12 protein-coding genes are annotated in these 13165 nt (G+C 58.6%); 6 read left to right on the top strand and 6 right to left on the bottom strand.

What is annotated here, in order from left to right; translation table 11 throughout:
• Window positions 1-5: 5 nt before the first annotated feature.
• From Q674_RS34305 to Q674_RS34295, 3 genes are read right to left on the bottom strand one after another with little or no spacing between them, the layout of a single operon-like run.
• Window positions 6-1196, bottom strand: coding sequence for an NAD(P)/FAD-dependent oxidoreductase (locus tag Q674_RS34305; RefSeq protein ID WP_023009337.1), 1191 nt, complete (start codon window positions 1194-1196; stop codon window positions 6-8).
• A 45-nt stretch (window positions 1197-1241) separates the two neighbouring features.
• On the bottom strand, window positions 1242-2051 hold the full coding sequence (locus tag Q674_RS34300) for a PhzF family phenazine biosynthesis protein (protein ID WP_023009336.1): 810 nt from the start codon (window positions 2049-2051) through the stop codon (window positions 1242-1244).
• Window positions 2048-2353 (bottom strand): hypothetical protein, encoded by a 306-nt coding sequence (locus Q674_RS34295; protein WP_023009335.1) that lies wholly within the window; start codon window positions 2351-2353, stop codon window positions 2048-2050. Before Q674_RS34295 ends, Q674_RS34300 begins: the two co-directional genes overlap by 4 nt.
• 205 nt (window positions 2354-2558) lie before the next feature.
• Between Q674_RS34295 and Q674_RS34290 the strand changes: the two genes are divergently transcribed.
• Window positions 2559-3974: a PLP-dependent aminotransferase family protein gene (locus tag Q674_RS34290; protein ID WP_023009334.1), complete on the top strand. Its 1416-nt coding sequence runs from the start codon at window positions 2559-2561 to the stop codon at window positions 3972-3974.
• On the opposite strand, the gene Q674_RS34285 is transcribed toward Q674_RS34290, so the two are convergent.
• Both Q674_RS34285 and Q674_RS34280 read right to left on the bottom strand, forming a co-directional pair.
• Entirely contained in the window at window positions 3962-4612 is a 651-nt protein-coding gene (locus Q674_RS34285; protein WP_014420959.1) for a response regulator transcription factor, read from the bottom strand. The genes Q674_RS34290 and Q674_RS34285 overlap by 13 nt on opposite strands.
• Complete coding sequence (locus Q674_RS34280; RefSeq protein ID WP_023009333.1) at window positions 4612-6123, bottom strand: PAS domain S-box protein; 1512 nt, start codon at window positions 6121-6123, stop codon at window positions 4612-4614. The genes Q674_RS34285 and Q674_RS34280 overlap by 1 nt, the downstream gene beginning before the upstream one ends.
• Window positions 6124-6271: 148 nt before the next feature.
• Between Q674_RS34280 and Q674_RS34275 the strand changes: the two genes are divergently transcribed.
• The 5 genes from Q674_RS34275 (at window position 6272) to Q674_RS34255 (ending at window position 12662) form a co-directional block, all read left to right on the top strand.
• Window positions 6272-7900, top strand: a complete 1629-nt coding sequence (locus tag Q674_RS34275; RefSeq protein WP_022990962.1) for an acyl-CoA synthetase — start codon at window positions 6272-6274, stop codon at window positions 7898-7900.
• Window positions 7901-7993: 93 nt separating this feature from the next.
• Window positions 7994-9370 (top strand): solute carrier family 23 protein, encoded by a 1377-nt coding sequence (locus Q674_RS34270; RefSeq protein ID WP_023009332.1) that lies wholly within the window; start codon window positions 7994-7996, stop codon window positions 9368-9370.
• A 241-nt stretch (window positions 9371-9611) separates the two neighbouring features.
• Complete coding sequence (locus Q674_RS34265) at window positions 9612-10430, top strand: metal-dependent hydrolase (RefSeq protein WP_011785563.1); 819 nt, start codon at window positions 9612-9614, stop codon at window positions 10428-10430.
• Window positions 10431-10547: 117 nt separating this feature from the next.
• The gene (locus Q674_RS34260) at window positions 10548-11498 is read left to right on the top strand and encodes a DegV family protein (protein WP_011785562.1); all 951 of its coding nucleotides are present in this window, start codon (window positions 10548-10550) and stop codon (window positions 11496-11498) included.
• Window positions 11499-11627: 129 nt separating this feature from the next.
• Window positions 11628-12662 (top strand): hypothetical protein, encoded by a 1035-nt coding sequence (locus tag Q674_RS34255; protein ID WP_023009331.1) that lies wholly within the window; start codon window positions 11628-11630, stop codon window positions 12660-12662.
• Between the two features lie 74 nt (window positions 12663-12736).
• On the opposite strand, the gene fdxA is transcribed toward Q674_RS34255, so the two are convergent.
• Window positions 12737-13060 (bottom strand): ferredoxin FdxA, encoded by a 324-nt coding sequence (fdxA, locus tag Q674_RS34250; protein ID WP_023009330.1) that lies wholly within the window; start codon window positions 13058-13060, stop codon window positions 12737-12739.
• Between the last annotated feature and the right edge of the window lie 105 nt (window positions 13061-13165).

Genomic DNA, 13165 nt, shown 5'->3' with positions numbered 1-13165 from the left:
GGCGCTCAGGCCTCGTTGCCGGCAGCGACACCAGACGCCCAGGCCCACTGGAAATTGTGACCACCCAGGTGCCCGGTCACGTCCACCACTTCGCCAATAAAGAACAGATTCGGCCGATCCAGAACCGCCATGGTTTTGGAAGAGAGTTGGCGTGTATCAACTCCGCCCAAGGTCACTTCTGCGGTTCGATAACCCTCGGTGCCGGCCGGTTTCACCGTCCAGTTGCCCAGAGTGTCGGCAATCTGTTCGATGTCCTGATTGCTGCAGCCCTGCAGTGGGCCATGCCAGCCCTGAAGCTCATTAAATGCCTGGGCAAAACGTTTGGGCAGATGCTGGTTGAGATACTGCGCTGGAGTGGATTGCGGCTTTTGCTTGCGAAGTGCCAGCAGGTCCTCCCGAATTGGCTGGCCCGGTAACAGGTTGATGTGCACCTCCTCCCCCGGCCTCCAGTAGCTGGACACCTGCAACATGGCCGGGCCACTCAGCCCCCGGTGCGTCACCAGCATGGGCTCACGGAAGTGCTCGTTATGGCAGTGGGCATCGACCGGACAACTGACCCCCGAGAGTGGCGCCAGTTGCTGTTTCAGCTCCGGTTGCAGGGTAAAGGGCACCAGCCCGGCCCGGGTCGGCAGGACGTTCAACCCGAACGTTTTGGCGAGCTCATAACCGAATCCGGTCGCGCCCATGGTGGGAATGGACAGGCCGCCGCAGGCAACCACCAGAGATTCGCAGCTCAGCACGCCGCTGCCGGTCACAACCTGATAGCCACCGTTCACTTCCCGTACCTTTTGAATCTGGGTCTTCAGCCGGATCTCCGCGCCCGCCCATTCACATTCGGTCAGCAGAACATTGAGGACGTCTTTGGCGCTGTCCCGGCAGAACAACTGACCGGGCGCTTTCTCCTCGTACTCGACGTCGTGGCGATCTACGAGTTCGAGGAAATCCTGGGGTGTGTACCGCTTCAACGCCGAGATACAGTAATGGGGATTATCCGAGAGGAAATTGGCGGGTGTGCTGTTCAGATTGGTGAAATTACAGCGCCCGCCGCCGGACATCAGGATCTTCTTGCCCGGTTTGTTGGCATGGTCCAGTACCAGCACACGCCGGCCCCGGTAGCCAGCGGTTGCCGCACACATCAGCCCTGCTGCGCCGGCGCCGATGATGATTACGTCATACGCTGAGGATGAACCTGCCATGATACTACCCGCCGTTGGTGAAGAACGCCGGGCAGTATACCAGCCTCACGGCAGGTGAACGGAGCCTTCCATGTAGAAGGCTGCCTGGCCAGAAATGGCCACCCGCTCGCCCCGGAGCTCGCAGCGCAGTTCGCCGCCGCGGGCAGAAACCTGGCGAGCCCTGAGTTCGGTTTTACCAAGCTTCTCAGCCCAGTAGGGCACCAACACACTGTGGATGGAGCCGGTCACAGGGTCTTCGTCGATACCGGCGCCGGGAGCAAAATAGCGGCTGACAAAATCACAGTCCGTTCCCGGGGCGGTCACAATCAGGCCCTGGTTGCCCAGCTCGGCCAGCTTGCGGTTATCCGGGTTTGCGTTCCGTACCTCGTCTTCGGAACCCAGTACCACCATGTAATTGGTGTCGTTAGGCACGAAGAAAGACTCGGCCGGCGCCCCGGGCAAAGCCTCCAGAATCAGCGCCGGCGTTGGCCTGTGCTCGAAGGGCAGGTTCGGGAAATCCAGCTCCAGCCAGCCTTCTGCCCGGCGGGTAACGGCCAATGGGCCACTTCTGGAGTGAAAATGCACGGTGTCGGCCGACCAGCTCAGCCGGTTGAACACCACCCACGCCGAGGCCAGTGTGGCATGGCCGCACAGCGGTACTTCCACCGCAGGGGTGAACCAGCGGATGTGGAAATCCGCCGGGTCAGACTCTGGCAACGGCACCAGAAACGCGGTTTCCGACAGGTTGTTCTCCAGTGCGATTGCCTGCATCCGCTCGTCTGGCAGCCATTGGTCCAGCGGCATAACGGCTGCCGGATTACCGCCGAACAGGGTGTTGGTAAAGGCATCGACCTGATAAATCGGTGTGGTGTTCATAGGTTCTCCCTGTTGGAGTTGGTCAGATAATGTCTGGCTCGCGAACGGGCGAAGCGCTGTAATTCCTGCTCACTGTAGCAGTGGACTTCCGGCTGCGGGCGGTTGCCGGTGAGAATCCAGTGGTTGTGGCCGGCCGGGATTACCCGGATGCCATCCCGGGCCAGGCCTTGTATGGTTTTGAGGTGATGACCGTTGCCTGTCGTAGCGCCTGCTCCGGCAAGGTTGAACAGGTCTTTCTGACTGGCTCTGGATCTATCCGGTTGTTGTTTAAAGCGCTCGTCGGTTTTCTGTACCTGTGCCATGGTGAAACCCCTTCTTCAGTGGATGGCTCTATTGTTCGCTTATCCGTGTTGCCATAACAGATTCAGTTAACCAGGCATTGAATCGGTACAGATGATCTATAATCTGAACTGTGCTGGCCGAAAAGTAGCCAATCTGTACTGCCTGAATTGGCGCTGGATCTGCTGCAATAGACCTCGATTGGCCACTGCAAACAGGGAGAAGACCATGGGTGTGCTTTATAACCAGGTAGCAGATCAGCTGCAGGGGCTGATCCGTGATGGCGTTTACCGGGAGGGTGAGCGTTTGCCCGGGGTTCGGGTGCTCAGCCGTCAGTTTGGTGTCAGCATTTCCACGGTGCTTCAGGCCCACCAGACGCTGGAAGCCCGTGGCTATCTGCAGGCCAGGGAGCGTAGTGGCTATTTCGTAAGGTTGCCTGCCAGGGACGTGCCGGAACCCAGAATGTCGGAACAACGCAGCCAGCCGCTGCCGGTGTCTGCCCGGGAAATGACACTGGATCTGTGCGCGGACGAGCAGAAGCGCATGGTGCCGTTGGCAACCGCCATACCACACCCGGATTACCTGCCGCTGCGGCAGATCCAGCAGAGCACCCTGTGGGCTGCCCGGCGGGGCCTGGAAACCCTGGACTACGCCTTCCCCGGCAAGGAATCCTTTCGCCGGCAGATTGCCCAGCGCATGGCGAGCCTCGGCGTGCCGATCTCGCCAGACGATGTACTAGCCACCAACGGTGCCCAGGAGGCCATCATCCTGGCCCTGCGAGCGGTCACCCAGCCCGGCGACATTGTGGCCGTGGAATCGCCTTCCTTTCCGGGAATCCTGCAGGCGCTGGAAGTGGTGGGGCTCCGGGTGATTGAGATTCCGACCCATCCCTCCGATGGTATCAGTCTGGAGGGGCTTCAGCTGGCCCTGGAGCAGTGGCCTCTGAAAGCCTGCGTGGTGGTGCCGAATCACAGTAATCCTATGGGTGCCAGGATGACGGACGAGCGCAAGCAACAACTGGTGGCCATGCTGGCGGCCGCCAATGTGCCGTTGATTGAAGACGATATCTATGGCGATCTGTACCACACGGGTGAGCGCCCGCGGCCGGCCAAGGCTTTTGATCGCGCAGACAACGTGATCTACTGCAGTTCCTTCTCCAAAACCATTTCACCGGGCCTGAGACTGGGCTGGATGATCCCCGGTCGACACATGGCCAGTGCCCGCCAGCACAAATATTTTGTGAACCTGGCAACCTCGTCCATTCCACAGCTGGCGGTGGCGCATTTTCTGGAGCAGGGCGGTTACGATCGTTATTTGCGCGCTGCCCGCCAACACTACCGTGAGGCGACCGAACGGCTGCGTTCGTCCGTGGCCCGGTCGTTCCCGGAGGGCACGGCGGTCAGCCGGCCACAGGGAGGGTTTGTGCTCTGGGTGCAGCTGCCGGACGGTGTGTCCGGTACTGAAGTGTATCGGCGCGCCCGGGCCGAAAACATCAACGTGGCACCGGGGCTGATGTTCTCAACCACCAACAAGTTCGAGAACTGCCTGCGACTGAACGGTGGCAATCCCTGGACAGACCGGCTGGAGACCGCGGTGATACGACTTGGCTCCCTGGCCCACGAAGTCCAGCGTCATTCTGGCTGAGCGGGCTGCCTGAGTTCGAGCGGGTTCAACAGACCCGCGGCAATGGCCAGGCCGGTCACGTCTGGCAGGCGCTCGGCACCAAGGCGCTTCATCACCCGGGCCCGGTACAGGTCGATGGTCTTGACGCTGACATCCAGTTGCTCGGCAATTTCCTTGCTGGTGTAACCCTGGGCCAGGGGCAGGAATACATCCTTTTCCCGGCGGGTCATGCTGGCAATCAATGCTTCGGTACTGGCAGCAGGCGTTGCGTTTGGTACAGGATCGTCGGCGTCCTGAAGGGCTTGTTGCACACTGTCCAGCAACAATTGTTCGTTGAATGGTTTTTCGATGAAGTCAAAAGCCCCGGACTTGAAGGCCCGTACCACAATGGGCACGTCGGCGTGGCCGGAAACAAAGATGATCGGCACGTCCAGGCCTCGTTTCTGCAACTCTTCCTGTACGTTCAACCCCCCCAGCCCCGGCATACGGATATCCAGAACCACGCAGCCAGGGCGCTGGTCTTCCACCGCATCCAGAAACTGGCGGCCATCGCTGTAGGCTTTCACCTTCAGCCCCACTGATTCCAGTAGCCACTGGGTGGATTCAAGCATGCCGGCGTCGTCGTCGACCACGTAGACCGTGTTGTGCGTGTCTGGCATCAGGGTTTTTCTCCTGGAGGATGTGCGAAATCTGCGGTGCGATTTGGGGCGAGTCGGTGCTGGTTAGGCGGGAATCGACAGATCAATGTCAGCCCGCCGGTTTCGGCGGGTATGGCGTCGAGAAAGCCGCCAAAACCTTCGATAATCGAACGGCTCATGGAAAGCCCGAGCCCCAGGCCTTTGGGTTTGCTGGTGAAAAACGGCTGAAACATCTGGCGTATGCCTTCGTCATCCAGGCCCGTGCCCTCGTCGGTGACCTGGATCAGGGTTTCGCGCTGATCGTTGATGCAGGTGGTCACCACGATATGGGACAGCCGGCCGGTTTCGCCACGGGCTTCGACATTGGCTTCTATGCCGTTACGGACCAGGTTGATCAACACCTGCTCCAGCAGAACCGGGTCTGCGGTAATCACGGGAGAATCGGCGGCCAGATACTCCTGTAACCGGACCCCGTTTTTTTCAGCTTCCCACTGGCACAGTTTCACCACGTCGCTGATAACGGCATTGAGCGAGACCGGTGCCATGCGCTTCTGGCCTTTGCGCAGGAAAGCTCGTAGCCGTTTGATGACTTCTGAGGCCCGGTTGGCATGATGTACGATCTTCTGCAGACCGTCGTCCACTTTCAGCAGACGGTCCGGATGTTTGTCCGCTTCCTTGAGAAAACGCTGGCTGGCGCTGGCGAAATTGACGATGGAGGCCAGCGGCTGGTTCATTTCATGAGCAATGCTCGAGGCGAGCTCGCCCAGGGTGGCCAGGCGGGCGGTATGGGCCAGCTCGTCTGCCAGTCGGCGGTTCTGCTCTTCCGATTCTACCCGGGCCGTAATATCACGGGAGACACTGATCACTTCGACTACGGCACCGGTGTATGTCTCGCGGATGGCCCGGCTGGCAATTTCGAACCAGCGGCGGCTGCCGTCCCGGTGATGGAGTTCCAGAGTGAGGGTGGCGTAGCCGTCTTCCCGCAGGCAGTGGCGGGTTTGTGCCAGCTCTTCGGCCAGATTCTCCCCCTGGAAAACGTCTTCCAGGGCTTTGCCGCGCAGCTCTTCGGGCCAGTATCCCAGCAGCCGCCAGGAGGCGGGCGTGGCGTCGATAAAACGGCCATCCGGGGCATGCCGGGAGATCAGGTCGGTGGTGTTCTCAGTGATCAGGCGGTAAAGCCGGTTGGAGCGGACCGCCTGCTCCTGATCCCGAATGTCGTTGGTGGCATCGCGCCCGCGCACCAGAACCTGCGTGCCCTCTGGCAGGGGAATAAAGCTCCACAGAACGATTCGATCACTGAACCGTGACTCCACATCCTCAATGGCCCGGCCCTGGCCGATGGCCGCCTGCAGCAGCGCCTGAGTGTTTACCGGTAACAAAGCATCTGGTGTAGGTGCTTTACTGATAGTGAGCAACTCACGGGTGGCACGGTTGCAGTCGGATACCGTTGCGTCGGCTGCCAGAATCAGCGTGGGTTGCGGGTCGCTGTCCAGTAGGAGATTGATTTGTCGAGAATTGTTGGGATCTGTCATGTTTTATAGAAGTATTACCATAATACCATGGTAGAGTTTCTAGTAGTTTTGCTGTGGTCTACCATTTTCGGCAATGCTGAGTATAGCTGCTTTAGCGATTCTTCTGAATACGCCATAAGAACAACATCCGAGTTAGAGGACCACGCCAATGACGTCGATCTTTGACCAGGGCCTAGAGCCCCGGGACGCGAACTACGCTGTTCAATCCCCCATAGATTTTATCGAGCGCACGGCCAGTGTGTATCCGGATTACCCGGCCATCATTCACGGTGCTATCCGCCGCACCTGGGCTGAAACCTACGACCGCTGTCTGCGCCTGGCATCTGCCCTGAAAGGCCGTGGAATCGGCCGGGGCGACACCGTTGCCGTGATGCTGCCGAACATTCCGGCCATGGTGGAGTGCCATTTCGGCATCCCTATGATCGGTGCCGTGCTCAATACCCTGAACGTTCGCCTGGATGCCGAAGCCATCGCCTTCATGCTGGAGCATGGCGAAGCCAAGGTGGTGATTGCTGACCGGGAGTTCGGTCAGGTGATCAAGGATGCGGTGCGCCATCTGGAGCACAAGCCGCTGGTGATTGACGTGGATGACCCGGAATATGGTGAGGGCGTTCAGGTCAGCGACCTGGATTACGAGGCCTTCCTGCAGGAAGGGGACCCGCAGTTCCAGTGGAGTTTCCCGGAAAATGAGTGGGATGCCATTTCCCTGAACTACACCTCCGGCACTACCGGTAATCCCAAAGGCGTGGTGTACCACCACCGCGGTGCCTACATCAACGCGCTGGGCAACCAGACGGTGTGGTCCATGGACATGCACCCGGTGTACCTGTGGACGCTGCCGATGTTTCACTGCAATGGCTGGTGTTTCCCCTGGACCATTACTGCCATGGCCGGTACCCACGTGTGCCTGCGCCGGGTAGACCCGGAGAAGATTCTGCAGCTGATTCGTGACCATCAGGTTACCCACATGTGTGGTGCCCCGATCGTCCTCAATGCCTTGCTGAATGCCTCACCGGAAGCCAAGGCGGGCATCGACCACGAAGTGAAGTCCATGACTGCCGGCGCTGCGCCCCCTGCCCAGGTGATTGGCTCCATCGAAGAAATGGGCATCAAGGTTACGCACGTGTATGGCCTGACCGAAGTCTATGGACCGGTCACTGTGTGTGCCTGGAAATCCGAGTGGGACGAGCTGCCTCTGCATGATCGCGCCAAGATCAAAGCCCGCCAGGGTGTGCGTTACCACACGCTGGGCGGCACCATGGTGGCTGATCCCAACACCATGCAGCCAGTCCCCAAGGACGGCAAAACCATCGGTGAGATCTTCCTGCGTGGTAACACCGTGATGAAGGGGTACCTGAAAAACCCGACCGCCACGGAAGAGGCGTTCCGTGGTGGCTGGTTCCACACTGGCGACCTGGCGGTGTGGCACGAAGACGGCTACATGGAAATCAAGGATCGCCTGAAGGACATCATCATCTCCGGTGGCGAGAACATCTCCACCATCGAGGTGGAAGATACCCTCTATCGCCATCCGGCCGTACTGGAAGCGGCGGTGGTTGCCCGGCCTGATGAGAAGTGGGGCGAAACCCCCTGTGCCTTCATCACCCTGAAGCCGGAAGCCGGGGATGTGTCTGAAGACGACATCATCAACTTCTGCCGCGAGCACCTGGCCCGCTTCAAGGTGCCCAAGACCGTGGTCTTCACGGAGCTGCCGAAAACCTCAACCGGCAAGATCCAGAAGTTCGTACTGAGGGACCAGGCCAAAGACCTGAACTGAATCCTTTAACGGCTGCGCCTGCCGGCGCAGCCATACCTCTCCACAAAAACAACACTGGCTGGCGCCTGAAACACGGTGTCTGGAGGTTTCTTTATGCAAATGTTCCACAGAAAAAATGGTGAAGAGCAGCCGTACTGGCCTGCTGGTCCCTTCAAGGTTCGTCTTCCGTTTGTGCATTACCGCTGGGAATTCGCGGAGATGGTGCAGGCGTTGATCATGTTTGTGGTCAGTCTGGCCATGATTCCGCTGCTGGAAAAATATCTCGGTGTTCCCTACGATGTGGCCCTTGCTTACGTGGTGATCTGCGGTATCGGCTTTATGCTGCCAGCCTTGCTGGGTGTGCCTCTGGTGCCCGGCTGGATTACCCCGGGTATTCCGGTGGTGCTGCTGTTCCTTTCCGATTATGAACCCGGTCCTGAGGCCATCCAGGCGCTGTTTGCATTGCAGTTCCTGGTGTTCCTGATCTTCCTGATTCTGGGCGTGACCCGGCTGGGCAGTAAACTGGTTAACTGGATCCCGCGCTCTATGAAGGGCGGCATCATTATCGGTGCCGGTATTGCGGCATTGATGGGTGAAATCGAGGCCGGCGGCCGCCTGGCCAACACGCCGATCTCCCTGATCGTGGGTGGCCTGGTGTGTCTGTATCTGATGTTCTCCGTCTCGTTCAAAGGCTTTGTCGACAAGAACGTGCTGGCCCGCAAGATTGCCAACTACGGCATGGTGCCGGGCATGGTGGTGGCCATTCTGGTGGGCTTTGCCACCGGCGAATACGATGTGCCGAATGTTGAGTGGGGGATCACCAAGCCAGCGTTCGACCAGTTGTGGAACTACCTGCCGTTTAGTGTTGGTTTCCCGGATCTGAATGTATTCCTGTATGCGATTCCGACCGCAGTCATTGCCTACGTCATTGCCTTCGGTGACATCGTGGTTGGTCAGTCCCTGATGAACCGTGTCGACCACCTGCGCAAAGACGAAGACATCGACAACAGCGTGGACCGCGTGCACCTGGTGACCGCTATCCGTAATGGCGGCCACGCATTCTTCGCGCCTTACCCTGGCCTGGCTGGCCCGATCTGGACGGCGGTGACCGCCACCATGGCCGAGCGCTACAAGTATGGCCGTAATGCCATGGATTCCATCTACAGCGGTGGTGGCACCTTCTGGATTACAGGCTTCATCGCACTGTTTGTGCTGCCGCTCGTGAGCTTCTTCCAGCCGGTGCTGCCGATTGCCCTGTCGCTGACACTGCTGCTGACTGGCTACATCTGTCTGATGGTGGGCCTGGAGCAACTGGAAAACAACACTGAACGTGGTATTGCTGGCACGATGGGCGTAGTACTCGCGGTTTACGGCGCGGGCTGGGGCCTGGCCACTGGTGCGGTGTTGTACTTCCTGATCGAGCGCACTCATATTCTCGGCTTTACCCCCGACCCGGAAGCACCGGGCACGGAGCCGGTCAACGAGCACTGAACCTGATGCCGCCGTGTTCGGCGGCGGCATCTACCCACTGTGTGTCCTTGGGAGGCCTGAGCGCCTCCCTTTTTTGTTTCTGTCAAGGTTTCTGACAAGTTGTCATATTGTGACAAAGCGTCTTTTTTTCTTGAGGTATGCCTTCCGGTTTGCAGTTACGTGGGGGTAAACTGATTCCGTTGATTAAAAATTATCCGCAGTCAAACTCCCGATAACAACAAACAGACCACAGGAGGCTGCCATGACGATCAGCTCCACCCCCGATGGTGTCACGGTCAAACCCCGGCACCTGCGGTTCGATGTTCGTACCGAACTGAGAACGCTCTGGCATGGCAACGATGCCTTTCGAACGGCCTTTTTCAATGCCTTGTCCCTGCAGTTTCCGGATGGCGAGCAACAGTTTATCAACGCAGTCCGGCTCTACCGGGATCAGATTACCGATCCCAAGTTGAAGGAGGAGATCAAGGGCTTTATCGGCCAGGAGGCTCTGCATAGCCGCGAGCACAAGGAATACAACGAGGCTCTGAAAGCCCGGGGCTACGATATTGATGCCCTGGACGAACGGTTCCGCAAACATATGGAGTGGGTCGGGCGCCTGCCGCCGAGTCGGCAGCTGGCCGGAACCTGTGGTGCTGAGCACTACACGGCCGTTCTGGCCAACGCCATTCTTAGTCACCCGGAGTGGATGGAAGGGGCGACTCCAACCATGAAGAGGCTGTGGCGCTGGCATGCCATTGAGGAAACCGAACACAAGTCGGTGGCTTTCGACGTATACCGTGCCTGTATTGGCAACGACAAGCTTCGCCGGATCGTGTTCCTGTTCGTAACCTGGAATTTCTTCCGCTACACCTTCCTTAATACCTGCAGCCTTCTGAAAACCGACGGCAAGCTCTGGAGCCTGAGAACCTGGTTGGGCGGGCTGAATTTCCTGTGGGGCAAGCCGGGGGTTCTGCGCAAGTGCCTGCCGGATTTTCTGGCCTATTTCCGGCGGGATTTTCATCCGTGGCAGCAGGACAATCGCGGTTTGCTGGAAGCCAATCTGAGGGAACTGGAAGCCTGATCCGGTTCCCGGGTTGCTGAAATTTTCATCAGCCTGTGTAACACTGGGGCGCTGCAAAATAATCATAAGAAAGGGCGTACCCGCCAGAGGACGCGCCCGAACCCGGAGACATTCAGCATGCGAGTTGGTCTGATCGTTGATAGCGCCTGTGATCTACCCTATGAATTCGCCCGCAAACACGACCTGTTTGTGCTGCCCGTCACGGCCATTATTGATGGCCAGACCTACATCGATAACCACGATCCTGTCCGTACTCAGGAGTTCTATCAGAGCGGCCTGCTCGATAAGGGGCACCAGGCGGAAACGGAGGCGTTCAGCGCCGAGCAGATTCATGATCTTTTCATGGAAAAAATTGTCACCGAATTTGATGTCGCCATCTGCGAAACCGTTACCCGCAGCCGGAGCCTGATTTACCAGAACGCATCTGAAGCCATGAACTCTGTGATGGCGCATTATGAAGAGGCGCGCAAGGCTGCAGGCCGGGATGGTAAGTTTTCCATGCGGGTGATCGACAGCAAACAGATCTTTGCCGGCCAGGGGCTGCTGGCGGCTCACACGCTGAAGCTGATTGGCCAGAAAGTATCGAAGAATGCGCTTCGCCATGAAGTGGAAACCTTCACCGACAAAATCTACACCTGTGTCATTCCCCGGGATCTGCATTACATCCGTGAACGCGCCCGGCGCCGAGGGGACAAAAGCGTGTCTGCGGTGGCGGCTTTCCTGGGTAAGGCGCTGAACATCATCCCGGTGATTTTCGGGCAGGGTGTGGAAGGCAAACCGGTTGCCAAGACCCGTAACTTCGACATGGCTGTAGAGAAGGTGATGAATTACGCGGTCGCCCGGGTGGAAGCTGGTTTGCTGACGCCGTATGTCAGCCTTTCCTGTGGCCTGAGCTGGACCGAAATCGAGGATCTGCCGGGCCTGAATCGGCTTCGCGACGCCTGCGAGCAGAACGGCGTTGAGCTGTTGTTGTCCCAGATGGGCATTACCAGTGCCATTTATGTGGGGCCGGGCAGTATTTGTCTGGCGCTGGCGGCGGAGCCTCACGAGTTCAGCGATTTTCAGTAAACCCTCCGGGCCGGTTTCCGGACTGGCCCTGCATCATGTCGGATACTGTAGTTCGGGCAAACCCGCCATGCCCCGGAACGTGTTAGCCTCTTTGCCTGACAAGAAAACCTGGCAAAGGAAAACAGGCTTATGACCGAGACCACTTCAACCCTGGCTGACCAATTACTCGAAGCCCACGTTCGGCACGAGCTGAATGCCCTGAAAGGCGCCAAACTGAAAAAGTTTCTGCATCAGGAAGTGGATGAGCTGCTGGAGCATGCCAACAGCATTACCCTGGAACGCGCTGTCAGTGCCGAGCAGATTATGGGCCTGATCCGGCGGGTGGTGGTGAGCATGGAGCTGGATGCCGGCATTCCCGAACTGGCGGCGGATCTGGCAACCGAAGTGTTGAATGCTCCGGTTCAGAGGCAGACCCGGTTGGGCGATATTCTGTCCCGGGAGCAGGCCAGTGCGTTTGTTGAGGAAGCTCTGGAGTTGCGCCACCAACGGGAGCGGGTGATCAGCGAGATTATGGCTCACCCGGTTTATCAGGAGCTGGTCTCGAATGTGGTTTATCACGGCCTGGTGAACTATCTGTACGAAGATAATCTGATTACCCGCTCAGTACCCGGAGTGGGCTCGATGATGAAATTCGGCAAGAAAATGGCCAACAAGGCGGTACCGGGGCTGGATGAAACCTTTGAACGCCGGATCAAGGCCTGGCTCTCCGACAGCCTGCCGAGCTTGATTGCCCGGAGTGAGCAGTTCCTCCACAAGGCACTCAGCGACGATGAATTGCGTGACACGGTCATGGCGGCCTGGGTATCTCTCGAAGACAGCACCATCGAGGATCTGCAGGACGGACTGGGCGATGTTCAGCTGCAGGAGTTTGTGGTACTGGGCTATGACTTCTGGCTGCATTTCCGCCAGACCCCGTATTTTGAGGGCTGTGTCCAGGCAGTGGTGGAAGGCTTGTATGCCCGCTATGGTAACCAACCGGTGATGAACCTGCTGGCGGATATCGGCGTCACGCGGGAGGTGATTGTCACAGAACTTGAAGCGGTGGGCTTGCCGCTGGTGGATCTGCTGAGGCAGGAGGGCTATCTGGAAGCGCTGTTGCGGCGCCGGCTGGAACCGTTCTATCGCTCGGCGGCGACGAAAAAGCTGCTGGCGGCCACTGACTGAAAGACGGCAGGGCCGACAACGCAAAAGGCCGGAGGTGATCCCTCCGGCCTTTTTTGTATTTGTGCGGCCTGGCCTCAGCGCTCCAGGTACTGGAGTTTGTCGGGCTTGCCGTCCCACTCTTCGGCGTCTGGCAGTGGGTCTTTCTTCTCTGTGATGTTGGGCCACTTGCCGGCCAGGTCTGCGTTAATTTCCACAAAGGCTTCCTGGCCTGCCGGCAGCTCGTCTTCCGAGAAGATGGCCTCGGCCGGGCACTCTGGCTCACACAGGGCGCAGTCAATGCACTCGTCCGGGTCGATGACCAGAAAGTTAGGGCCTTCGTAGAAGCAGTCCACGGGGCAGACTTCCACGCAGTCGGTGTATTTACACTTGATGCAGTTATCAGTAACGATAAACGCCATAGTCAGATCCCTGGTTCGTAGAAGATTCAGTCTCATCAGGAGCCTGTCAGTGACCCGGCCCCGGTTATAATTTGGAGCGATATTGTAGGGAGCCCCCCACACTGC

This window comes from Marinobacter sp. EVN1, assembly GCF_000475375.1.
Lineage (GTDB): Bacteria > Pseudomonadota > Gammaproteobacteria > Pseudomonadales > Oleiphilaceae > Marinobacter > Marinobacter nauticus.
Note: the sequence above shows the minus strand (reverse complement) of the source record. Positions and strands in the feature narration are given on the sequence as shown.